This window comes from Enterobacter sp. DC1, from assembly GCF_000568075.1.
Taxonomy (GTDB): domain Bacteria; phylum Pseudomonadota; class Gammaproteobacteria; order Enterobacterales; family Enterobacteriaceae; genus Enterobacter; species Enterobacter asburiae.
Window position 1 is genome coordinate 19,143 of sequence record NZ_AZUA01000006.1, and the last position, 23,408, is coordinate 42,550.

The following is a 23,408-nucleotide window of genomic DNA, read 5'->3' on the forward strand; positions in this document are numbered from 1 at the left end:
ATGCAAGGTGATCGCATCCTGTGGTTATGCTATAACAAGCCCCTATAGATGACCCGAACGCGGGTCGACGTACCACAATAACGGAACAGGATGCAAAAATGGTTACTTTCCACACTAATCATGGCGATATCGTAATCAAAACCTTTGATGACAAAGCGCCTGAAACAGTTAAAAACTTCCTGGACTACTGCCGCGAAGGTTTCTACAACAACACCATTTTCCACCGCGTGATCAACGGCTTTATGATCCAGGGCGGCGGTTTCGAACCTGGCATGAACCAGAAAGAGACCAAAGAAGCGATCAAAAACGAAGCGAACAACGGTCTGAAAAACACCCGCGGTACGCTGGCAATGGCCCGTACTCAGGCGCCACACTCTGCCACCGCGCAGTTCTTCATCAACGTGGCTGACAACGACTTCCTGAACTTCTCCGGCGAAAGCCTGCAGGGTTGGGGCTACTGCGTATTCGCAGAAGTGGTTGAAGGGATGGACGTGGTTGACAAGATCAAAGCCGTCGCTACTGGCCGCAGCGGTATGCACCAGGACGTTCCTAAAGAAGACGTTGTGATTACAAGCGTGACCGTCAGCGAGTAATTCGTGGCGACACTCTTTATTGCGGATTTGCATCTGCAAACAGAAGAACCGGCGATAACCGCCGGTTTTCTGCGTTTTTTACGCGGTGAAGCGAAAAGCGCCGATGCGCTGTATATCCTGGGCGACCTGTTTGAAGCCTGGATTGGCGACGACGATCCTAACCCGCTGCACCGTGAAATGGCAGCCGCCATTCGTGCGCTGGTAGATTCCGGCGTCCCCTGCTACTTCATTCACGGCAACCGTGATTTCCTGATCGGCAAGCGCTACGCTCGCGAAAGCGGCATGACGCTGCTGCCGGAAGAGCAGGTGCTCGACCTCTATGGCCGCAGGGTCCTGATCATGCACGGCGACACGCTCTGCACCGACGATACCGGCTACCTGGCGTTTCGCGCCAAAGTCCACACCCCGTGGATCCAAAAGGTGTTTCTTGCGCTGCCGCTGTTTATCCGCAACCGCATCGCCGCCAGGATGCGCGCGGGCAGTAAAGCCGCCAACAGCAGCAAATCCATGACCATCATGGACGTGAACCCGCAGGCCGTGGTTAGCGTGATGGAAAAGCATGGCGTTCAGTGGTTGATCCACGGTCATACCCATCGTCCTGACGTCCATTCCCTTATCGCCAACGGCGAACCGGCCCATCGCGTGGTGTTGGGTGCCTGGCACACCGAAGGCTCCATGGTCAAAGTCACGCCAGAGGGCGTGGAGCTGATCGCGTTTCCGTTTTAACCCCTCACACCATCATTCTATTTTTTTGAACAATATCGGCAAATTGTTTCGATTTTAATCAGCCCGTGGTCGGCCTATTATTTATCACATCAGGGCAATACGCCCTATCCCAGATAAAATACTTAAGGAATACGACCATGAAATCTATCAAAACTTTCGTTGCAGTTGCCGCCCTTTCCCTGGTTTCTTTCGGTTCTTTCGCTCAAAGCGTGAGCGCAACCGCCTCTACCCTTGACCGCGCAGAAGCGAAAATTGCCGCGCAGGCCGCCGAGCAGAATGCCTCTTATAAAATTACGAGCGCGAAGGTCAACAACCGCGTGTACATGACCGCAGAACTGACTAAATAAAAACCCTGATTGCCGTGCCGCCAGCTAAGACGTGCGACAGCGACAATACGATGAGGAAGGAACAGAGAATGAAAAACATCAGCATCGTAAGTACCCTGCTGCTGGCAGTCGTGTTGTCCACTGGCGCACAGGCCGCGGAGAATCGCTTCTCCGTGCCAAAATCGGGCTCGAATGCCGACACCAGCATGGTGAATCATATCGATGTCAGCCGCGCGTTCGACAACGAGAACCTGTCCGCAGGGGATCTTCAGTAACATCACATAAAAGACCGCCATCGTGCGGTCTTTTTTGTTATCTCTTTCTCGCCATAACTGCTCGCCTTTTAACCGCGCAACCGTTTTCCTTGCCCGTATAACATGCTATTCTCTGTGCCCTCGAAAGCAGTGTGTTTCGCACCACAGGAGTTTTAAGACGCATGTCTTCCCGCAATAATCCGGCGCGTGTCGCCATCGTGATGGGGTCCAAAAGCGACTGGGCTACCATGCAGTTCGCCGCCGAAATCTTTGAAATCCTGAATGTTCCGCACCACGTTGAAGTGGTCTCCGCGCACCGTACACCGGACAAACTGTTCAGCTTCGCCGAAAGCGCCGAAGAGAACGGTTATGAGGTGATCGTTGCCGGCGCGGGCGGCGCAGCACATCTGCCAGGCATGATTGCCGCCAAAACCCTGGTGCCGGTACTGGGCGTTCCGGTCCAAAGCGCCGCGTTAAGCGGTGTGGATAGCCTCTACTCCATCGTCCAGATGCCGCGCGGTATTCCTGTCGGCACGCTGGCGATTGGTAAAGCGGGTGCTGCCAATGCCGCCCTGCTGGCGGCGCAAATTCTTGCGACGCACGATAAAGCATTACACCAGCGTCTGGCGGAGTGGCGTAAAGCCCAGACCGACGAGGTGCTGGACAATCCGGACCCGCGGGGTGCGGCATGAAGCAGGTTTGCGTCCTCGGTAACGGCCAGCTAGGCCGCATGCTGCGTCAGGCCGGTGAGCCGCTGGGTATTGCCGTCTGGCCCGTCGGGCTGGACGCCGAACCGGAAGCCGTACCGTTCCACCAGAGCGTGATCACCGCCGAGATTGAACGCTGGCCGGAAACGGCGCTGACCCGCGAGCTGGCGCGTCATAACGCCTTCGTTAACCGCGACGTGTTCCCGATCATCGCCGACCGTCTGACGCAAAAGCAGCTGTTCGACAAGCTCGGTCTGCCGACCGCACCGTGGCAGCTCCTGTCCGATAAAAGCGAATGGAATGACGTTTTCGCGATGCTGGGCGAGCTGGCAATCGTGAAGCGCCGCGTGGGCGGTTACGACGGCCGCGGCCAGTGGCGCCTGCGTGCTGATGAAACGGCAGAACTGCCGGACGACTGCTACGGCGAGTGCATCGTTGAGCAGGGCATTAACTTCAGCGGCGAAGTGTCGCTGGTTGGCGCGCGCGGGCACGACGGGCATACCGTCTTTTATCCGCTGACGCATAACCTGCACCAGGACGGCATTCTGCGCACCAGCGTCGCCTTCCCGCACGCCAATGCTGACCAGCAGGCGCAGGCGGAAGATATGCTCTCTGCCATCATGCACGAACTCGGGTATGTGGGCGTCATGGCGATGGAGTGCTTTATCACCCCGTCCGGCCTGCTGATCAACGAACTTGCGCCGCGCGTGCACAACAGCGGCCACTGGACGCAAAACGGCGCGTCCATCAGCCAGTTCGAGCTGCACCTGCGTGCAATCACCGACCTGCCGCTGCCGCAGCCGGTGGTGAACAGCCCGTCGGTGATGATCAACCTGATCGGCACCGATCTGAACTACGACTGGCTGAAGCTGCCGCTCGTGCATCTGCACTGGTATGACAAAGAGGTTCGCGCGGGTCGCAAGGTCGGTCACCTGAACCTGAACGACAGCGACACGGGCCGCCTGAGCGCCACCCTGGAAGCCATGATCCCGCTCCTGCCGCCGGAATACGCGAGCGGTATTGTCTGGGCACAGTCAAAGCTCAAGTAGGACATCTGCGCCGGGGAGTTGACCTTCCCCTTCCCCGGCGTACAATCCCCGCCCATTGCTGCTGAGTTTTCTTCTGGAATAACCATGAACGATGGAACGGACTATCGCGCGATCCTCGCGTCTGATACCCCTTTAATCGACGTTCGCGCGCCGATCGAATTTGCCCAGGGCGCGATGCCTGCGGCTGTTAACCTGCCCTTAATGAACGACGACGAACGCGCCGCCGTCGGTACCTGCTATAAACGCCAGGGCCCCGAGGCCGCGCTGGCGCTCGGCCATCAGCTGGTGAGCGGCGAGACGCGTGACGCGCGCATCAACGCCTGGCGCGAGGCCAGCCTTGCCCATCCTGAGGGCTTTCTCTGCTGCGCGCGCGGCGGCCAGCGTTCGCATATCTCTCAGGCCTGGCTGAAAGAGGCGGGCATCGACTACCCGCTGATCCGCGGCGGCTATAAGGCCCTGCGTCAGACGGCGATTCAGGTGACCATCGAGCAGTCACAAAAGCCGATGGTGCTTATTGGCGGCTGCACCGGAAACGGTAAAACCCTGCTGGTGAAGCAGCACGCACAGGGCATCGATCTGGAAGGGCTGGCGCACCACCGCGGTTCGTCGTTTGGCCGCACGCTCACGCCGCAGCTTTCCCAGGCGAGCTTTGAAAACCACCTTGCGGTTGAGCTCCTGAAAAAAGACGCCGCGCGCTGGGTGCTGGAAGATGAAGGCCGGATGATTGGCTCCAACCACCTGCCGGAGTGCCTGCGCGACCGCATGGCTGAAGCCCCTATCGTTGTCGTCGAAGACCCGTTTGACGTCCGTCTTGAGCGCCTGCGCGAAGAGTATTTCGACCACATGTGGGCGGATTTTTCTGCTGCCTACGGCGAGGAAGCGGGCTGGAAAGAGTACAGCGAGTATCTGCATCACGGCCTGTTCGCCATTCGCCGCCGTCTGGGGCTGCAGCGGTATGCAGAATTCACCGCGCTGTTAGATTCCGCGCTGCTGGAACAGCAACGCTCCGGCAGCACTGACGCGCACTTCTGCTGGCTTGCGCCGCTGCTGAAGGATTATTACGACCCGATGTACGGCTATCAGCTGGAGAAAAAGGCGGAGAAGATTGTCTATCGCGGGACGTACGAAGAGATTGCTGAGTGGCTTGATCGCTGAAAAATAAAGCCGGGTGGCGGCTACGCCTTACCCGGCCTACATATGCTTTTGTAGCCCCGGTAAGCGCAGCGCCACCGGGGAACAGACGGCTTAGAAGTCGTAGCGCAGACGCACCAGGTTCATGTCGCCCAGGTTGTCGGTGCTGGAAGTGAACACGTGTTCGTAATCCACGCGGAAACCGTAATCCAGCTGGAAGCTGATACCCACGCCGTTGTCGATGCGCTGGTAGTTGCGGCCGTTCACGTACTGAATGCGGTCGCCCATGAAGTAAGGCTGGATAGATTTAACCGCATACTGACCGATTGGGAACTTATAGCCCGCAAAGTATTCGATACCCCATGCATCACCGGCGAAGTAGTCGTTAACCGACACTTTTTTGGTGGTCAGGAAGTTCTGGTACCAGCCGCCGCCTGCGGAGAAGGTCCAGTTGTCCGGGGTCCAGTTCAGCGCGGTACCGAGGATGTTCTGGTCGTAGGTTTTGCTGTCGCCGTTGTCCGGGTTACGCATGTCCGCGCGGGTGTAGTTCCACGCTGCGCCCCAGGTCAGATCGGTGGTCAGGTGATAATCCAGACCCAGCGAGCCGCCGCCTTTACGCTTGTAGCGCAGGCCATTGCCCGGCAGGTATTCGCTGTCTTCAAACAGGTAGGATGCATAAATGTCGGCATCACCCACGGTTTTCTTATATTTCAGCATCTGGCGTGAACGGTAAGAACCGTCGTAATCGCCGTTGATCCCGTTACCTGGCGCCTGGCCGATCATGTCGTAGTCCCAGATATCGGTTTTCGCGCCCACCACATCATAGTAAACGCTGTTCTGTTGACCGAAGGTCAGCGTACCCCAGGTGTCGCTCTTCAGACCGGTGTAGAGCATACGACGCGTGGTGTCGTGTGCGCCGTCGGCGTAGTGGTGATCCCAGTTAAACTGCGCAGGAATATTGACACCCAGCTCGTAGTAGCTGATCCAGCTGATGTCATCAAACAGATAGTAATCAGCCGCGAAACGGAAACGGGTGCCGCCGTCAAAGCCGTTACGCTTGTAGCTGTTTTTACCGTCGTCGCCGGTCATGTTCTGGAACTGAGGACGAATACTGCCGCCAACGGTAAAGTTCAGGCGGCTCAGCGGGTTACCCGCCTGAGGATCCTGCTTAAGAACGGTGATTTCCGCCTGAGAAGCGAAGGTAGTCAATGCCACTGCCGCGCCGATCGTTGCCGCCAGCGCTGATTTTTTTATAGTCATTATTTTTCCTTAATAGACACGCTGCTAAATATTTAGCGGGTGAATATTAACTGGAAATAATCGGGCTGTGTGGTCGGGTTTTTAATGTTTTGTGCTACTAAATGAGTGGGTATTATCACTTTGTGCTATTTAAACACTGTGCACCGGCATTAAAACCCGGTGCGCAACTATCACCGTGCTAAATCAACTCGCAAACTGACGGAACAGGGCTTTCCCCTTTAACAGCCGCGTGCCGAGCCAGCCTCCGCAGAGAGAAAGCAGCACCGCGCCACTGAGAGGCAGGATCAACCAAAGGCGCCAGTCAGGCTCCCACGGGAAGTCGAAGACCTTTGTCTGCAGCACCGCCAGCGCCGTTTCCGCGCCAATGGCCGCTACCAGACCCGCCACCAGCCCCAGCAGCGCAAACTCGCTCCAGAGCGTCATCCGCAGGAGCCGCTTTCCGGCCCCCAGCGTGCGGTAGACCACCAGCTCCTGATGGCGCTGGCGCATGCCCACCTGCACCTGGGCCAGCAACAGCAGCACGCCGCAGATCGTCACCAGCACCACCATCACCTCCAGCGCGCGGCTCACCTGCTCCAGAACCTGCCCTACCTGCTTCAGGATCGCGCCAATATCCAGCAGGCTGACCGTCGGAAACTCCCGGTTGAGCTGGGTCAGCATGCCGTTGCCGTTTTCCCAGCGGAAGCTGGTCAGCCAGCTCTGCGGCTGACCGTCCAGCGCGCCCGGCGGGAAGATAAAGAAGAAGTTGGGCCGCAGGCTTTCCCAGTCCACTTTACGCAGGCTGGTGACTTTCGCCGTGAAATCCTGCGTATCGCCGGTAAATGTCACGCTGTCCCCGAGCTTCACGTTCAGGCGCGTCGCCAGCCCCTCCTCCATCGACACTTCCCCCGCTTTCGGCGGCCAGGTACCGGCGGTTATCGGGTTGTGGTCAGGGCGTTTCTCCTGCCAGGTCAGGTTCAGCTCGCGGTTCAGCGACTCGTCCTTGTTCCCCTCCGTTGGCTGACCGTTGATCTGCGTCAGACGCGCGCGAACGATGGGATAGAACGACTCAGGGATAATGTGATGCTCCGACAGGAAGCCCTTCAGCGGCGTGACCTGCTCAGGCGCGATATTGATCAGGAAAAAGTTCGGGCTTTCCGGGGGAAGCTGCTGCTGCCAGCGATCGAGCAGATCGCCGCGCAGCACTAAAAGCAGCGCCAGCAGCATAAACGACAGCGAAAACGCCGACAGCTGGCTGAGCGTTGACCACGGCTGATGCAGCAGGCGGTTGACCGCCAGGCGCACGGGCAGCGATTTCACCGTGAGCCGCTTCAGGACGTTGAGCAGTATCCAGCCCAGCACGCCGCACAGCAGCGCCAGCACAACCGCCCCGGCCAGTACCGCCCACAGCAGCGTGCTGCCCCCCATCAGCCACGCCAGCAGCCCCACCGCCACGGCAATAATCACCGGAAGGTAGAATTTCAGCGGCCAGACGTTCGCCACCACATCGTTGCGAAGCACGCGCAGCGGCTGCGTCGCGAGCAGCAGGCGATAGGGGCGTAGCCCCACCAGCAGCGAAATCACCGTCATTGCGCCGATTGCCCACAGCCACGGCCAGAGGCTGGCCGGCGGCAATGCGGCCGGGAGCACCGGTTTCAGCATCACCATCAGCAGTTTTTCAAACAGCAGCCCCATTATTCCGCCGGTCAGCGCGGACAGAATCAGCAGCATCAGCCACTGGCCGACAATCAGCTTGCGCAGCTGCGCCCTGCCCGCCCCCAGAGTTTTGAGGATCGCCACCAGATCGTAGCGGCTGCGGCAGTAATGCCCCATCGCCACGGCAACCGCCGCCACCGCCAGCAGCAGGGTCAACAGTGCCGAAAGCAGCAGGAACTGCTGAGAACGCTCAAGTGATTTACCGAGCGCCCCTTCGTCCTGCTCCAGCCCGTACCAGCGGTGTTCCGGTTTTAACTGCGGCAGAAGCCATTTTTCATACGCGTCAAGCTGGGCAGGCGTGCCGCCAAACTTATAGCGCCAGGTGACGCGGCTGCCCGGCTGCACCGCATGGGTTGCCGCGACATCCGCGGTATTCATCAGCAGGCGCGGCGCGAGCTGGAAGGGGTTAAAGCCGGAATCGGGCTCCTGCACCACTTCCCCGGCAATGTTGAGGGTGGCGTCGCCGACGTCGATGCTGTCGCCGGGTTTCAGGTTCAGAAGCGCCATCAGACGTGATGCCAGCAGCACCGTGCCTGGCTTGGGCTTCAGCCCGGGCGGGTTGGTCTGCAGTTCGCCGTACATCGGGTAGATATCATCGACAGCCTTCACGCTGGCGAGCTGCGGCGTGTCGCCCGCAAAGGTCATGGTCTGGAAGCTTATCTGCTCCCCCACCTTCAGCCCTTCTTTACGCGCTTCGTCAATCCAGCCCGACGGCACCGGGCGGGAGCTTTGCAGCGCCCGGTCACCCGCCATAAACTCCCGGCTCTGCTGGCTGAGCCCTTTTTCCATGCGGTCGCTGACGCTGCCGAGCGCCAGCACGCAGGCCACCGCCAGGCTTAGCGCCAGCCAGACAATCAGCAGCGAGGGCGAGCGCCACTCGCGCCAGAACCAGCGGGTAATCATGCCTCCTCCTGAAGAATACCGTTGACCAGCCGCAGGCGACGGTCGCAGCGGGCGGCGAGCTGCGGATCGTGAGTCACGAGGATCAGCGTGGTGCCGTGCTCGCGGTTGAGCGAAAACAGCAGGTCGGCAATTTTGTCACCGGTTTTACGGTCAAGGTTACCGGTGGGCTCATCGGCAAACAGGACTTCGGGACGGCCGTTGAACGCCCGCGCCAGCGCCACGCGCTGCTGCTCACCGCCGGAAAGCTGCGCGGGAAGGTGGTCGAGACGTTTCCCCAGACCGAGCTGTTCCAGCAGCGCCTTCGCATGCGTGCGGCTTTCACGGCTGTTTTCTCCGCGCAACAGCGCCGGGAGTTCGACGTTTTCCAGCGCGTTCAGGGTCGGGATCAGCATGAAGGACTGGAAGACAAAACCAACGTGACGCGCGCGCAGCGCGGCCCGCGCCTCTTCATCAAGCTGGTGCAGCGGGAGCCCGACAAGGTGGACCTCGCCGCTGCTGCCGTCGTCCAGACCGGCCAAAATCGCCAGCAGCGTGGACTTGCCGGAGCCGGATTCGCCAATCAGCGCGATGGTTTCAGCGCGTTTGACAACGAGTTCAACTCCAGTAAGGATGGAAAGCTCGTGTTCCCCCTGACCGACGGACTTCTTAAGATGATGAACTTCAACACTGTTTTCCGCTGGCATTTGCCCTTCCTGTTTTTGATTCTGATGACCTTCCGCGCGGCGGCAGCGGACACGTTACTGGTTCTCGGCGACAGCCTGAGCGCAGGCTATCGCATGGCGGCCAGCGCGGCCTGGCCCGCTCTGCTCAACGACAAATGGCAGAGCAAGACGTCGGTAATCAACGCCAGCATCAGCGGCGATACCTCGCAGCAGGGCCTGTCACGCCTGCCTGCGCTGCTCAAACAGCATCAGCCGCGCTGGGTGCTGGTGGAGCTTGGCGGTAACGATGGACTGCGCGGTTTTCAGCCTCAGCAAACCGAGCAAACGCTGCGCACCATTTTGCAGGATATCAAAGCGGCAAACGCCCAGCCGCTGCTGATGCAAATTCGCCTGCCCGCTAACTACGGTCGTCGGTATAATGAAGCCTTTAGCGCGATCTACCCTAAGCTTGCCAAAGAGTTTGATATTCCGCTGCTGCCATTTTTCATGGAAGAGGTCTATCTCAAACCCCAGTGGATGCAAGACGACGGGATCCACCCCAATCGCGATGCTCAGCCGTTTATTGCCGACTGGATGGCAACGCGGCTGGCTCCTTTAGTTAAACATGACTCCTGATTAAGCGGAGATCCTGACAGGTAAAGTTATGCAAAAATCGGTCTTAATTACAGGATGTTCCAGTGGAATCGGCCTGGAAAGCGCGCTCGAACTGAAGCGCCAGGGGTTTCGGGTCCTGGCGGCCTGTCGCAAACCCGACGATGTCGAACGCATGAACGGGCTGGGCTTTACCGGCGTGCTGCTGGATATGGACTCGCCGGAGAGCGTTGAACGCGCCGCCGATGAAGTGATCGCGCTGACCGACAATCGTCTGTACGGGCTCTTTAACAATGCCGGCTATGGCGTGTATGGCCCGCTGGATACGCTCTCCCGCGAAACGCTGGAGAAACAGTTTTCGACCAACTTCTTCGGCGTGCATCAGCTCACCATGCGTCTGCTCCCCGCGATGCTGCCGCACGGTGAAGGGCGCATCGTGATGACCTCGTCAGTGATGGGGCTGATTTCCACCCCGGGCCGCGGCGCCTACGCCGCCAGCAAATATGCGCTGGAGGCCTGGTCCGACGCCCTGCGCATGGAGCTACGCCACAGCGGCATTAAGGTCAGCCTGATTGAGCCCGGCCCGATCCGCACCCGCTTTACCGAAAACGTGAACCAGACGCAGGCGGATAAACCGGTTGAGAACCCCGGCATTGCCGCACGTTTTACCCTCGGGCCGGAGGCGGTTGTGGCCAAAGTGCGCCATGCTTTTGAGAGCGAACATCCCAAAATGCGCTATCCGGTGACGCTGGTCACCCACGCCGTAGGCTGGTTAAAACGCCTGCTGCCGGGCCGAATGATGGACAAAATTTTACACGGTTGAGTTGAAGCGACGACGCGCATCCCCATGTAAAGAACAAACCGACAAAAGAGAAAGCCGCATGTCCGTACAGAATATCGTCAATATTACAGAAGCTAACCTGCAACAGACCCTTGAACAGTCGATGACCAAACCGGTGCTGTTCTACTTCTGGTCTGAACGCAGCCAACACTGTCTGCAGCTGACGCCGGTGCTGGAAAGCCTTGCCGCCCAGTACAACGGTCAGTTCATTCTCGCTAAGCTGGACTGCGACGCCGAGCCGATGGTGGCGTCCCAGTTTGGCCTGCGCGCCATTCCTACGGTCTATCTGTTCCAGAACGGTCAGCCTGTTGACGGCTTCCAGGGGCCGCAGCCGGAAGAGGCTATTCGCGCCCTGCTGGATAAAGTGCTGCCGCGCGAAGAAGAACTGAAAGCTCAGGAAGGCATGGCGCTGATGCAGGAAGGCAAATACGACGAGGCGCTGCCGCTGCTCAAAGAGGCGTGGCAGCTGTCGAATCAGAACAGCCAGATTGGCCTGCTGCTGGCGGAAACGCAGATCGCCCTGCACCGTTCAGAAGACGCGGAAGCCGTACTGAAAACGGTTCCGCTGCAGGATCAGGACACCCGCTATCAGGGGCTGGTCGCACAAATTGAGCTGCTGAAACAGGCCGCGGACACCCCGGAAATTCAGCAGCTGCAGCAGCAGGTTGCCGACAATCCGGCCGACGCCGCTCTGGCAAGCCAGCTGGCGCTGCAGCTGCACCAGGTGGGGCGTAACGAAGAGGCGCTGGAGCTGCTGTTCAGCCACCTGCAAAAAGACCTGGCAGCCGCAGACGGTCAGGCGCGTAAGATGTTCCAGGAAATTCTGGCCGCGCTGGGCACCGGAGACGCGCTGGCGTCGAAGTATCGCCGTCAGCTGTACGCGTTGTTATATTGATGCACTTTGCCCGGTGGCGGCTTCGCCTTACCGGGCCTACAAAAGCCGATGTTATCCCGTCTTTTTCAACTGCGTCACCACCAGCTGGTGGCGCGCATTGTAGAACTTCCGATAGGTCAGGTAGCAGGCAATGATGGTTGACAGGCTTGCCGTGGAGAGCAGCATAAACGTCACCATGATCTGATACTTAATCGCTTTTACCGGATCGATACCGGCAAAAATCAGCCCCGACATCATGCCCGGCAGGCTCACCAGCCCCACCGTTTTGGCTGAATCTACCGTTGGGATCAGCGATGAGCGAATGCTCTCACGAATCAGCCGCGCCGAGGCCACCTTAGGCGTCGCCCCCAGGCTTAATTTCTCCTGCAGCTGCTGCTGTTCACTGCTGAATCGCTGGCCGAGATTGTTATAACACAGCCCAACGGCCACCATGGCATTCCCCGCAATCATCCCGGAGATGGGGATAACCTGCATCGGCGTAAACGCAATCGAGCCGGAGAGCACCAGCACAGCCAGCGTGAGCGCCGTCCCGGTGGTAATGGCGATAAACGACGAGATAAACGCCTTATCAATGTATTTACTGCGCTTTTTCGCATTCCACGCCGCGTTGAAACAGATAAAAAGCACCATCAGCAGCGTCAGCACCGCGTGGTTGACGTTGAAAATATACTTCAGCACATAGCCGACGATGATGAGCTGAACCACCGCGCGGCAGATACTCCACACAATATCTTTTTCCAGACCCAGCTTTTCCCGGTAGCTGACCACAATAGCAATCAGCACCAGCACCATCGAAAACGCCAGCGATTCATTGGTAATGTTATGCTCACCCACGGTTTGCCTCCTGCATTTTCCCGCCGTGCGGCTGAAGCGTAATCACGTCATCCGCATGGGTTATTTCGCTAGCGTCGTGCGTCACCCACAGCACGGCAATTTTCTGCTCCCGGGCGTAGCGATGAATAATCTCGTTAACGTTGCGCTTGTTGACGTCATCGAGCGCGCTGGTAATTTCGTCCAGCAAAAGCACCTTCGGTAAAAACTGCAGGTTGCGGATCAGCGAGACGCGCTGCTTTTCTCCCCCCGACAGCGCAGTGACAGATTTGGTTAACGTCTCCTGCGCCAGGCCAAAGCGGGCCAGATCGCTGATAAATTTTTCCGGCTCCGGCGTTTTATTGCGGATTTGCCACGGGAAAATCAGGTTGTCATAAACCGTGTCGCCAAAAAGCGCGGGGGTTTGCACGCAGTAGGAGACCTGCTGGCGATAGTTTTCCGGGGACAGTGTTGCGATATCCTGTCCTTCAAACAGAAGGGTGCCCTCCGTCGGGCTGAGGAGTGAGGCCACAATTTTCAGCAGCGTGCTTTTACCGCAGCCTGAAGGACCCGTGATTAATTTAAACTCGCCCGGCGACAGGCTAAACCCGACGTGCTGAAGAATAATGTTTTCTCCAACACGAAATCCGATATCCCTGAGATGTAATAGTTCTTTTTTATCGTTCATTACGCTTCCGTTAACCGCTTCGTGTAATAACCGCCTGTAGCATAATCCTTTCGTGCGCACAGAGCGAATAGCCTCACGCTAAAGCAAGTGTTAAACTTTTTGTTTGTCATTTGTCTCCACCATCACTACAGGAAGTAAGCAGCATGGCACATATCTTTTATGAGTTTCCTTCCCTGAAGCCTGGTGTTCCTGATGTCGAAACATTAATGGAAGTCATCAAATCTTCGGAGCTCACGCGTTTTGTCATTGGTGCAGAGGTGGTGGATTTTGTTAAGAAGGCGCTCATCGTGAACACCACGATCGGCAGTTTCAAAAATTGCTATTTCGCCTTCGACAACGGGTCACACTTCCTGGAATTTGACGGCAAGGGAAAATCAAAACGTTTCAATGAGGTACCCGACTGGTTCGTCTCTCCGGCTGAATTTTCTCGTACCCAGTGGCTTATCAACCACGATCTTGCGGATGTAAAGGCCACCCAATTCATTGACGTGCTGATGTCCTACCCGCTGAAAGAGCGCCGTGCGCACTGTAATTTGTTATTCGGGCTGGAGCTGGAAAAGGTGAATGCGGTTCCGACCGCAGCGTCAGCCGCAGGGAAAATCGGCAATAAAAACGGCAAAACCACCAAACCGCGCGTGACCGATCTGGGATCGTTTGAATTGTTCAGCCAGTTCTTTGCGCGCATGAAAACCGCCGTGCTGGCCGACGAGTTCCCCACCCTGCAGATCCTGACGGGCATGGATAACCTGACTAAAGCGCCGCATAATTTAAAGCAGGGCATCAGAACGTGGTTCAAAGCCATCGCGGGCGACCTTCCACCGAATAACAAGCGCGTAGAAGCGGGGAACGCCGTTCTGTTCTGCGCCCCTATCCGCGAACAGATCCAGCGTATCGAAGCGCTGGGGCTGGAGAAGTACTACCAGGGGTTATCCAAAGCCATTGTCGAAGCGGGTGATGGATTCATCTCTGACTTTACCTATACTTACGAGCAATAAACACACACATCTCTCGTCACAGCATGCAAAACAGGAGGTTTTTATGCTTATCGTTGTTCCTGTCCTTATTTTTGTTGCGCTGGTTATTGTGGGCGCAGGCGTCAAGATTGTCCCTCAGGGCTATCAGTGGACCGTCGAGCGTTTCGGTCGCTACACCAATACCCTCCAGCCAGGCTTAAGCCTGATTGTTCCGTTCATGGACCGGATTGGTCGCAAGATCAACATGATGGAACAGGTGCTGGACATTCCTTCCCAGGAGATCATCTCCAAGGATAACGCCAACGTCACCATCGACGCCGTCTGCTTTATTCAGGTGATTGATGCGCCGAAAGCGGCGTATGAGGTCAGCAACCTGGAGCTGGCGATCGTCAACCTGACGATGACCAACATCCGTACCGTGCTCGGCTCGATGGAGCTGGACGAAATGCTTTCCCAGCGCGACAGCATCAATACCCGCCTGCTGCACATCGTCGACGAGGCAACGAACCCGTGGGGGATCAAGGTCACCCGTATCGAGATCCGCGACGTGCGCCCGCCGGCGGAGCTGATCGCCTCCATGAACGCCCAGATGAAGGCCGAGCGAACCAAGCGCGCCTACATTCTGGAAGCCGAAGGGGTGCGACAGGCGGAGATCCTCAAAGCGGAAGGGGAAAAACAGTCGCAGATCCTGAAAGCGGAAGGCGATCGTCAGTCCGCATTCTTACAGGCGGAAGCGCGTGAACGTTCGGCAGAAGCGGAAGCCCGTGCGACGCAGATGGTGTCTGAAGCAATCGCCGCCGGTGATATCCAGGCCGTGAACTACTTCGTCGCGCAAAAATATACCGACGCGCTGAAAGAGATCGGCTCCGCGAACAACAGCAAGGTGGTGATGATGCCGCTGGAGGCCAGCAGCCTGATGGGCTCTATCGCCGGTATTGCCGAGCTGATTAAAGACAGCGGAAACGAGCGTAAAAAATGATTGAGCTGATCGTTGCACATCCTCATGCCTTCTGGCTAAGCCTCGGCGGCTTACTGCTGGCGGCGGAGATGCTGGGCGGCAACGGCTACCTGCTCTGGAGCGGTGTTGCCGCCGTCATTACTGGCCTTCTGGTCTGGATCCTTCCCCTGGACTGGGCGTGGCAGGGTGCGCTATTTGCCGTGCTCACGCTGGTAGCCGCGTGGCTGTGGTGGCGCTGGCTAAACCGGCGGGTTAACGAGCAGAAGCCGCTGGACGCGCACCTCAACCAGCGCGGACAGCAGATTGTCGGCAAGCGTTTTACGCTCGACACCGCGCTGGTGAACGGGCGCGGGCATATGCGCGTGGGCGACAGCTCGTGGCCGGTGGTCGCCGACGACGACCTCAGCGCCGGCACGCGGGTTGAGGTCATTGCGGTGGAAGGCATTACCCTGCGGGTGAAAGCCTGCTAAGCAGAAGCCTTACGATGACAGCAGCCGGCAAGATTGTCGATAATCGGGCAGTCGGCGCTGTCATCCCCCGGACAGGATTCCGCGAGCTGCAGCAGCTGTTCGCGCATCGCCTGCAGCTCGATGATGTGGCGTTCAATTTCGGCCACTTTTTCCAGCGTGCGTTTTTTCACGTCGGCGCTGTGACGCTTTGGATCGTTGAACAGGTTAACCAGCTCGCCGCACTCTTCCAGATTAAAACCGACCTGCCTTGCCTGGCGCAGCAGCGTCAGCTCATCAATATGCAGTTTCGTATAGCTGCGGTAGCCGTTTTCGCTGCGCAGCGGCGGCGTCACCAGCCCCTTCTCTTCATAAAAGCGGATTGCCTTGCTGGTTAAGCCGGTTTTTTTTGCCACGTCACTGATATTCACATTTCCCCCTTGACCTTCCCCTTGATGGAAGGTTTAACCTTCATAACAGTTAGCGAAAAGCGTTACTCCGGTCAACTACTGACCAGTTCATTATACGGGAGTTTTGTTATGTCTCACACTATCGACCTGACGCTGGACGGCCTCTCATGCGGCCACTGTGTCAAACGCGTTAAAGAAAGCCTGGAACAGCGCCCTGACGTTGAAAGCGCTGATGTGACTATCGATCATGCCGCCGTGACCGGCAGCGCCAGCGCGGATGCGCTGATTGATACCATCAAGCAGGCCGGTTACGGGGCGGAGTTAAGCCACCCAAAGGCTAAACCGCTGGCAGAGTCATCATCCCCGTCGGAAGCGCTGACAGCGGCCACTCCTGAGCTTCCGGCAGCTGATGATATTGACGACAGCCAACAGCTGCTGATCAACGGCATGAGCTGCGCCAGCTGCGTCTCCCGGGTACAAAACGCCTTGCAGGCCGTACCGGGCGTCGCGCAGGCACGGGTCAATCTTGCGGAGCGTACTGCGCTGGTGATGGGCAGTGCCTCCGCCGCAGATTTAGTGCAGGCCGTTGAGAAAGCGGGCTACGGGGCGGAGGCCATCGAAGATGATGCCGAGCGCCGCGAGCGTCAGCAGGAAACGGCTATCGCCACCATGAAACGCTTCCGCTGGCAGGCGATTGTCGCTCTGCTGGTCGGGGTGCCGGTCATGGTGTGGGGCATGCTCGGCGACAACATGATGGTCACCGACGACAACCGCACGCTGTGGCTGGTGATTGGCCTGATTACCCTTGCGGTGATGGTGTTTGCAGGCGGACATTTCTATACCAGCGCCTGGAAGAGCCTGAAAAACCGCACCGCGACGATGGATACGCTGGTGGCGCTCGGTACCGGCGCGGCGTGGCTCTATTCGATGAGCGTGAACGTCTGGCCCCAGTGGTTCCCGATGGAGGCGCGCCATCTCTACTATGAAGCGAGCGCGATGATTATCGGCCTGATTAACCTGGGCCATATGCTGGAAGCCCGCGCCCGCCAGCGCTCCTCGAAAGCGCTGGAAAGATTGCTTGATTTAACCCCGCCGACGGCGCGCGTGGTCACGGTCGAGGGGGAGAAAAGCGTCCCGCTGGCGGAAGTTCAGCCCGGCATGACGCTGCGCCTGACGACGGGCGATCGCGTTCCCGTTGACGGCAAGATAACCCAGGGCGAAGCCTGGCTGGATGAAGCGATGCTGACCGGCGAGCCTATCCCTCAGCAGAAATCAGACGGCGACGCCGTTCATGCCGGCACGGTGGTGCAGGACGGCAGCGTGCTGTTTACCGCCAGCGCCGTCGGCAGCCACACGACGCTGTCGCGTATCATCCGCATGGTGCGCCAGGCGCAGAGCAGCAAGCCGGAAATTGGCCAGCTTGCTGACAGAATCTCGGCCATTTTTGTGCCGGTGGTGGTCGGCATTGCCCTGCTGAGCGCGGCTATCTGGTATTTCTTCGGCCCCGCGCCGCAGATTGTTTACACCCTGGTGATCGCCACCACGGTGCTGATCATCGCCTGTCCTTGCGCCCTTGGCCTGGCGACTCCGATGTCGATTATCTCCGGCGTAGGCCGCGCGGCCGAATTTGGCGTACTGGTACGGGATGCAGACGCGCTGCAGCGGGCCAGCACCCTCGACACGCTGGTGTTTGATAAAACCGGGACGCTGACCGAAGGCAAACCGCAGGTGGTGGCCGTCACTACCGCGGGCATTGCGCAAGAGGACGCGCTGCGCCTCGCCGCCGCGCTGGAGCAAGGCTCCAGCCATCCGCTGGCGCGCGCTATTCTCGATAAAGCGAATGCTTCTGCCCTGCCGCAGGTCAGCAATTTCCGCACCCTGCGCGGGCTCGGCGTCAGCGGTGAAGCAGAAGGCCACGCGCTGCTGCTGGGCAACCAGGCATTGCTCAATGAAAACGGTATTGATACCGCCGCGCTGGAAAGCGAGCTGAAAGCGCAGGCGTCTCAGGGCGCCACGCCGGTTCTGCTGGCGGTGGATGGCAAAGCCGCCGCGCTGCTGGCCGTGCGCGATCCGCTTCGCCAGGACAGCGTGGACGCCCTGCAGCGCCTGCACCGCGCCGGCTATCGTCTGGTGATGCTGACCGGGGATAACCCGACCACCGCCAACGCCATCGCGAAAGAAGCCGGAATTGATGAGGTGATTGCAGGCGTACTGCCGGACGGTAAAGCGGACGCCATCAAGAAACTGCAAAGCCAGGGTCGTCAGGTGGCGATGGTCGGCGACGGCATCAACGATGCCCCGGCGCTGGCCCAGGCGGACGTAGGGATTGCCATGGGCGGCGGGAGCGATGTCGCCATTGAAACCGCCGCCATTACGCTGATGCGCCATAGCCTGATGGGCGTTGCCGACGCGCTGGCCATTTCAAAAGCCACGCTGCGCAACATGAAGCAGAACTTACTGGGAGCGTTCGTCTATAACACCCTCGGAATCCCGATCGCGGCCGGTATTTTGTGGCCGCTGACCGGCACGCTGCTTAACCCGGTGGTCGCGGGTGCGGCGATGGCGCTCTCCTCCATTACCGTGGTGAGCAACGCCAACCGGCTGCTGCGCTTTAAACCGAAGGATTGAACCTTGTACCCGTACGCGCTAGCATGAACCTTTCCATTCATGGAGCGCGTATGGGTCTGTTTAATCGTATAAAAGCATCGTTTCGCGCCCTCTTTCCTCGCCGTTATGCCTGGCCCGGTCTGGATATTTCTCTTCCCGGCGGTCAGCACCTGCACCTGGTCGGCAGTATTCATATGGGTACGCAGGATATGTCTCCCCTGCCACCCGGCCTGATTAAACTGCTGAAGCACGCCGACGCGCTGGTCGTTGAGGCGGACATTTCGGGTCAGGAGTCGCCGTTTGCCGGGCTCGAGAGCGATCTCACCCTGGCAGAACGCCTGGACGAAACCCAGCTTGCGGAACTGACCCGCGTCGCGGATGAAACCGGCGTGTCGCTCTCCATGATTGACACCCTGCCGCTCTGGCAAATTGCGATGGTGCTGCAGGCCACGCAGGCGCAGCGTCTGGGACTGCGCGGTGATTACGGCATTGATTACCAGCTGCTGAACGTGGCAAGGGCGCGCCGTCTGCCCGTCATCGAGCTGGAAGGGACGGACAGTCAGATTGCGCTTCTGCGGCAGCTTCCCGACGACGGCCTTATGCTGCTGGACGATACGCTGACCCACTGGCACACCAATGCGCGCCTGCTGCAGACCATGATTGGCTGGTGGCTGGACGCGCCGCCCGAGGACGGTAAGCTGGCGTTACCGTCGACGTTCAGCGAATCGCTGTATGATGTGCTGATGAACGCACGTAACAAAGCCTGGCGGCAGACGCTGCATGCGTTACCTGCGGGGCATTACGTGGTGGCTGTTGGGGCGTTACATTTGTACGGAGAAGGGAATTTGCCGTCACTGTTGAAATAAAAAAATGGCCAATATTTCTATTGGCCCGTCAAAGAGGAATTTCATCGTTTTTATTATGCCGAAGGAGACCTTCGGTTGAGCCGATTGTCGCTCAAAGTGACCATCACTGCCAATACTATTGCGCAAGATGGTGCTATTTTTTAGACAAACGTCAGGCGTATGCTGATGGCATGATTTGTCTGTCGTAAGAAGGATAGCTATGACTCCCGCCGTTAAATTACTCGAAAAAAACAACATTTCTTTCCGGATCCACACTTACGATCACGATCCGAATGAAACTAACTTTGGTGATGAAGTGGTGCGCAAGCTGGGGCTGAACGCGGACCAGGTTTATAAAACGCTGCTGGTGGCGGTGAATGGTGATATGAAACACCTCGCCGTCGCGGTCACTCCGGTGGCGGGACAGCTGGATCTGAAGAAAGTCGCCAAAGCCCTGGGCGCGAAGAAGGTGGATATGGCCGATCCGATGGTGGCGCAGCGCACCACGGGCTATCTGGTGGGCGGGATCAGTCCGCTCGGGCAGAAAAAACGCCTGCCGACGCTGATCGATGCGCCTTCCCAGGAGTTTGAAACCATCTTTATATCCGGCGGCAAACGCGGGCTGGATATCGAGCTGGCCGCGGGCGATCTGGCGAAAATGCTGGACGCGAAGTTTGCGGATATTGCGCGCCGGGATTGAGAAAATTGCCCGGTGGCGCTGCGCTTACCGGGCCTACGATTCAAATGTAGGCCGGGTAAGGCGAAGCCGCCACCCGGCACAAAACAACCGCACTACTGCCAGCTCACCTCACCTTTCGGCTCGTAGGCATTCACGTCAATCGGTGAATTCTGCTCGATGAACTGCTTCAGCACTTCCGCATCGATAAAGCCGGTGTTCACGTATCCCGGTTTGTTATCGATATGCGGATAGCCGTCGCCGCCCGTGGCGTTAAAGCTTAAGGTCGCCAGACGGTACGTTTTAGCCGGATCAACCGGTTCGCCTTTGATCTTCAGGTCGTTAAGCTTGCCGTCTTTCGCGACGAAGCTGACGTTAGCAAACTGCGGATAGGCCCCGGAATCCGGCTTCATCTGCGCTACGGCGGTCAGGTAGTCAATCACCTCTTTCCCGCTCATGTCCGCATAGACCACCAGGTTGCCGAACGGCTGCACCTTCAGGACGTCCTTATAGGTAATGTTTCCACCTTCGATGGAATCACGAATACCGCCGCCGCTCATCACGCCGAAGTCAGCGCCGGTGCGCGCCATTTGCGCCGCCAGCACCAGGTGACCCATGTTGGTCTGCACGAAGCGAACTTTACTGCGGTCCCCCTCCAGACGACCGTTCAGCGTGCCGATTTTCACGTCCAGCTGCGCCTTGCCTTTGTTCTGGAACGGCGTCAGCAGGGAGAGCATCTGCTGGTTTTCAGCGATCTCTGGCGTGTAAAGTACGCGCTCACTTTTCCCGTCCGGGTAGGTGACTTTCTTCTTCAGGTTGACCGGGATGAGCTGATAGTGAACCAGCTTCATCTCGCCGTTACGGAACTCGAAATCCGCCCGGCCCACGTATTTGCCCCACTCGTGCGCCTGAACAATCCAGATACCGTTCTGACGGTCCGGCGCGCACGGCGTGCCCGGCACGTAGTCCACCTGCTTTTTGTTTTCCGAGGCCATGCACACAGGATCCTGTGAGTGACCGCCCACAATCATTGCCAGCGAGCCCGCGGGCAGGCTGCGCGCCATCTCCACGTCGCCGGGGGCATTGGAGCCGTGCTCACCGTTGTCGTAGTGCCCCATGTGCGTGGTGGCGATAATCACGTCCGGCTTTTCGTTTTGCTGCAGCTCCTGAATCACCAGCTTCGCTTCGTCTGCCGGTTTGCGGAATTCGATATCGGTAAAGAACTCAGGGTTACCAATTTTCGCCGTATCGTCGGTGGTTAAGCCGATGACCGCGATCTTCAGATCCTGACGCTTAAACAGCGCCCACGGCTTAAACAGGCGTTCGCCGGTACTTTTCTGGTAAATATTGGCGGAGAGGAAGGGGAATTTGGCCCATTTTTCCTGCTGACGCAGTACGGTCAGAGGATTATCGAACTCGTGGTTACCCACGGCCATCGCGTCGTAGCCAATCAGGTTCATGCCGCGAAAATCAGGTTCCGCGTCCTGCAAATCGGATTCCGGCACGCCGGTATTGATATCGCCCCCCGACAGCAGCAGCACGCTGCCACCCTGGGCCGCTACCTCTTTACGAATGCCGTCCACCAGCGTTTTTTGTGCCGACAGGCCATATTCGCCGTATTCGCTGCGCCAGAAATGACCATGGTGATCGTTGGTATGCAGAATGGTGATTTTATAGGTTTTGTCTTTTTCATACGCCTGCGCGGGCAGGCTTACCAGGCCCCATGCGGCGATGAGCGCCAGCGCGACGCCCCGCTTCATTAACTTCATCTTCTCTCTCCCTGACCAATAGACAAAGGCAAAAATTACAGTGACTAACAAGAATAGACAAATAAGTTTTCAGAATTGCGACTTTCTTCAAATGTCCCGGGCGGGTATGTTAGTCGGATAATAATTACACCCTGCATCTCTAATAACTAAAGACGTGGTACTTCTCTCTATGGCAATCAGTGAATCAACCCAGCCCGTTCCGGGCGCACCGGCGTCGCGCACCTCCTTTAAAGTCTTAGGCGCAATCAGCCTCTCACACCTGCTCAACGATATGATCCAGTCGTTGATTCTGGCCATTTATCCGCTGCTGCAGTCCGAGTTCTCACTCACCTTCGTGCAGATCGGGATGATCACCCTGACCTTCCAGCTGGCTTCCTCACTGCTGCAGCCGGTGGTGGGCTACTGGACGGATAGATACCCGATGCCGTGGTCGCTGCCGATCGGCATGTGCTTTACCTTAAGCGGGCTGGTGCTGCTGGCCATGGCGGGGAGTTTTGAAGCGGTGCTGGTTGCCGCCGCGCTGGTGGGCACCGGGTCGTCCGTCTTCCATCCAGAGTCTTCTCGCGTGGCGCGCATGGCCTCCGGGGGACGTCACGGTCTGGCGCAGTCGCTGTTCCAGGTAGGCGGTAATTTCGGTAGCTCTCTCGGCCCGCTGCTGGCCGCGGTGATTATTGCCCCTTACGGGAAAGGCAACGTGGCATGGTTTGTGCTGGCCGCGCTGCTTGCGATCATCGTGCTGGCGCAGATCAGCCGCTGGTATGCCGCTCAGCATCGCGTGAATAAAGGGAAACCTAAAGCGAAAGTTATCAATCCCCTGCCGCGCAATAAGGTTATCCTGGCCGTCTCTGTGCTGCTGGTGCTGATTTTCTCGAAATACTTCTATATGGCGAGCATCAGCAGCTATTACACCTTTTATCTGATGCAAAAATTCGGATTATCGGTACAGAATGCGCAGATCCACCTCTTTGCCTTCCTGTTCGCCGTCGCGGCCGGTACGGTCATTGGCGGGCCTGTGGGGGATAAGATTGGGCGTAAATATGTCATTTGGGGCTCTATCCTCGGCGTGGCGCCGTTTACCCTTATTTTGCCGTACGCGAGCCTTGAATGGACGGGGATTTTAACCGTGATTATTGGTTTTATCCTCGCTTCCGCCTTTTCCGCCATTCTGGTTTATGCCCAGGAGCTGCTGCCTGGCCGTATCGGTATGGTTTCCGGGCTCTTTTTCGGTTTCGCCTTCGGCATGGGCGGGCTTGGCGCAGCGGTGTTAGGGATGGTTGCGGATCACACCAGCATCTTCCTGGTTTATAAAATCTGCGCTTTCCTGCCGCTTCTTGGGATGTTAACCATATTCCTGCCTGATAACCGTCATAAAGACTGAATTACGGGTAGCCAAAGTTTTACTTTGGCTACCTGATACCCTGATGCCATAAGGGTTTCTTCTTCATCCCCTCGCTGAATTTATCAAAATGCGCTTTTTTACGCGCATATTGCTGTTTTATTCAAACTTCAACAATTATTCATAAACATAAGGGTAAAAATTGTCATAAACTATTACTCGGTTTTTTGGTTTTTCGCCAAAAAGGAACACCCAC

24 protein-coding genes are annotated in these 23,408 nt (G+C 57.9%); 17 read left to right on the plus strand and 7 right to left on the minus strand.

The genetic code is table 11. The features are described from left to right. Nucleotides 1-98: 98 nt before the first annotated feature. The 7 genes from ppiB to mnmH all read left to right on the plus strand — a co-directional run bounded on the left by ppiB (nt 99) and on the right by mnmH (nt 4,810). Entirely contained in the window at nt 99-593 is a 495-nt protein-coding gene (ppiB, locus tag P346_RS05880) for a peptidylprolyl isomerase B (RefSeq protein ID WP_023310635.1), read from the plus strand. Between the two features lie 3 nt (nt 594-596). Next, the gene (gene lpxH, locus P346_RS05875; RefSeq protein WP_032661443.1) at nt 597-1,319 is read left to right on the plus strand and encodes a UDP-2,3-diacylglucosamine diphosphatase; all 723 of its coding nucleotides are present in this window, start codon (nt 597-599) and stop codon (nt 1,317-1,319) included. Nucleotides 1,320-1,456: 137 nt separating this feature from the next. Beyond that, complete coding sequence (locus P346_RS05870; RefSeq protein WP_023310633.1) at nt 1,457-1,666, plus strand: YdgH/BhsA/McbA-like domain containing protein; 210 nt, start codon at nt 1,457-1,459, stop codon at nt 1,664-1,666. 68 nt (nt 1,667-1,734) lie between these two features. Then, entirely contained in the window at nt 1,735-1,920 is a 186-nt protein-coding gene (locus P346_RS05865) for a hypothetical protein (protein WP_032661445.1), read from the plus strand. A gap of 161 nt (nt 1,921-2,081) precedes the next feature. After that, nucleotides 2,082-2,591, plus strand: coding sequence for a 5-(carboxyamino)imidazole ribonucleotide mutase (purE, locus tag P346_RS05860; protein WP_023310631.1), 510 nt, complete (start codon nt 2,082-2,084; stop codon nt 2,589-2,591). Further along, a complete protein-coding gene (purK, locus tag P346_RS05855) occupies nt 2,588-3,655 on the plus strand; it encodes a 5-(carboxyamino)imidazole ribonucleotide synthase (RefSeq protein ID WP_032661448.1) in 1,068 nt (355 codons plus the stop codon). The genes purE and purK overlap by 4 nt, the downstream gene beginning before the upstream one ends. 84 nt (nt 3,656-3,739) lie before the next feature. Then, nucleotides 3,740-4,810, plus strand: coding sequence for a tRNA 2-selenouridine(34) synthase MnmH (mnmH, locus tag P346_RS05850; RefSeq protein ID WP_032661451.1), 1,071 nt, complete (start codon nt 3,740-3,742; stop codon nt 4,808-4,810). 90 nt (nt 4,811-4,900) lie between these two features. Here the strand turns inward: mnmH and P346_RS05845 are convergent, their stop codons facing one another. From P346_RS05845 to ybbA, 3 genes are all read right to left on the minus strand, one after another. After that, nucleotides 4,901-6,046, minus strand: coding sequence for a porin (locus P346_RS05845; protein WP_032661452.1), 1,146 nt, complete (start codon nt 6,044-6,046; stop codon nt 4,901-4,903). Between the two features lie 183 nt (nt 6,047-6,229). After that, the gene (gene ybbP / locus P346_RS05840) at nt 6,230-8,644 is read right to left on the minus strand and encodes a putative ABC transporter permease subunit YbbP (protein WP_032661453.1); all 2,415 of its coding nucleotides are present in this window, start codon (nt 8,642-8,644) and stop codon (nt 6,230-6,232) included. Beyond that, nucleotides 8,641-9,327, minus strand: a complete 687-nt coding sequence (gene ybbA, locus P346_RS05835) for a putative ABC transporter ATP-binding protein YbbA (protein WP_032661742.1) — start codon at nt 9,325-9,327, stop codon at nt 8,641-8,643. The genes ybbP and ybbA overlap by 4 nt, the downstream gene beginning before the upstream one ends. On the opposite strand from ybbA, the gene tesA reads away from it, so the two are divergent. Genes tesA through P346_RS05820 form a run of 3 tightly spaced genes read left to right on the plus strand, consistent with a single transcriptional unit; the run spans nt 9,298 to nt 11,633 of the window. After that, entirely contained in the window at nt 9,298-9,921 is a 624-nt protein-coding gene (gene tesA / locus P346_RS05830) for a multifunctional acyl-CoA thioesterase I/protease I/lysophospholipase L1 (RefSeq protein WP_032661743.1), read from the plus strand. The genes ybbA and tesA overlap by 30 nt on opposite strands. A gap of 28 nt (nt 9,922-9,949) precedes the next feature. Beyond that, nucleotides 9,950-10,720, plus strand: a complete 771-nt coding sequence (locus tag P346_RS05825) for an SDR family oxidoreductase (protein ID WP_014882827.1) — start codon at nt 9,950-9,952, stop codon at nt 10,718-10,720. A gap of 58 nt (nt 10,721-10,778) precedes the next feature. Beyond that, a complete protein-coding gene (locus tag P346_RS05820) occupies nt 10,779-11,633 on the plus strand; it encodes a co-chaperone YbbN (protein ID WP_023310624.1) in 855 nt (284 codons plus the stop codon). Nucleotides 11,634-11,684: 51 nt separating this feature from the next. Here P346_RS05820 and fetB read toward each other — a convergent pair whose 3' ends face one another. Then, nucleotides 11,685-12,467, minus strand: coding sequence for an iron efflux ABC transporter permease subunit FetB (fetB, locus tag P346_RS05815; protein ID WP_023310623.1), 783 nt, complete (start codon nt 12,465-12,467; stop codon nt 11,685-11,687). After that, the gene (fetA, locus tag P346_RS05810) at nt 12,460-13,131 is read right to left on the minus strand and encodes an iron efflux ABC transporter ATP-binding subunit FetA (RefSeq protein ID WP_032661454.1); all 672 of its coding nucleotides are present in this window, start codon (nt 13,129-13,131) and stop codon (nt 12,460-12,462) included. Before fetA ends, fetB begins: the two co-directional genes overlap by 8 nt. 143 nt (nt 13,132-13,274) lie before the next feature. Here fetA and P346_RS05805 point away from each other — a divergent pair, with 143 nt between their 5' ends. Genes P346_RS05805 through P346_RS05795 form a run of 3 tightly spaced genes read left to right on the plus strand, consistent with a single transcriptional unit; the run spans nt 13,275 to nt 15,533 of the window. Continuing rightward, complete coding sequence (locus P346_RS05805; protein WP_032661455.1) at nt 13,275-14,126, plus strand: hypothetical protein; 852 nt, start codon at nt 13,275-13,277, stop codon at nt 14,124-14,126. Nucleotides 14,127-14,169: 43 nt separating this feature from the next. Then, the gene (locus tag P346_RS05800) at nt 14,170-15,084 is read left to right on the plus strand and encodes an SPFH domain-containing protein (RefSeq protein WP_032661456.1); all 915 of its coding nucleotides are present in this window, start codon (nt 14,170-14,172) and stop codon (nt 15,082-15,084) included. Then, a complete protein-coding gene (locus P346_RS05795) occupies nt 15,081-15,533 on the plus strand; it encodes an NfeD family protein (protein WP_032661457.1) in 453 nt (150 codons plus the stop codon). The genes P346_RS05800 and P346_RS05795 overlap by 4 nt, the downstream gene beginning before the upstream one ends. On the opposite strand, the gene cueR is transcribed toward P346_RS05795, so the two are convergent. Further along, nucleotides 15,530-15,940, minus strand: coding sequence for a Cu(I)-responsive transcriptional regulator (gene cueR, locus P346_RS05790; RefSeq protein WP_032661458.1), 411 nt, complete (start codon nt 15,938-15,940; stop codon nt 15,530-15,532). The genes P346_RS05795 and cueR overlap by 4 nt on opposite strands. Nucleotides 15,941-16,048: 108 nt before the next feature. Here cueR and copA point away from each other — a divergent pair, with 108 nt between their 5' ends. From copA to ybaK, 3 genes are all read left to right on the plus strand, one after another. Further along, entirely contained in the window at nt 16,049-18,547 is a 2,499-nt protein-coding gene (gene copA, locus P346_RS05785) for a copper-exporting P-type ATPase CopA (protein ID WP_032661459.1), read from the plus strand. A 50-nt stretch (nt 18,548-18,597) separates the two neighbouring features. After that, on the plus strand, nt 18,598-19,392 hold the full coding sequence (locus P346_RS05780; RefSeq protein ID WP_032661460.1) for a TraB/GumN family protein: 795 nt from the start codon (nt 18,598-18,600) through the stop codon (nt 19,390-19,392). A gap of 199 nt (nt 19,393-19,591) precedes the next feature. Next, the gene (gene ybaK, locus P346_RS05775) at nt 19,592-20,071 is read left to right on the plus strand and encodes a Cys-tRNA(Pro)/Cys-tRNA(Cys) deacylase YbaK (RefSeq protein ID WP_023310615.1); all 480 of its coding nucleotides are present in this window, start codon (nt 19,592-19,594) and stop codon (nt 20,069-20,071) included. A 92-nt stretch (nt 20,072-20,163) separates the two neighbouring features. On the opposite strand, the gene ushA is transcribed toward ybaK, so the two are convergent. Further along, the gene (ushA, locus tag P346_RS05770) at nt 20,164-21,816 is read right to left on the minus strand and encodes a bifunctional UDP-sugar hydrolase/5'-nucleotidase UshA (protein ID WP_032661461.1); all 1,653 of its coding nucleotides are present in this window, start codon (nt 21,814-21,816) and stop codon (nt 20,164-20,166) included. 169 nt (nt 21,817-21,985) lie between these two features. Between ushA and P346_RS05765 the strand changes: the two genes are divergently transcribed. Next, nucleotides 21,986-23,194 carry an MFS transporter gene (locus tag P346_RS05765; RefSeq protein WP_032661463.1) on the plus strand — a complete coding sequence of 403 codons (1,209 nt, stop codon included), beginning with the start codon at nt 21,986-21,988 and terminating at the stop codon, nt 23,192-23,194. Nucleotides 23,195-23,408: the final 214 nt, after the last annotated feature.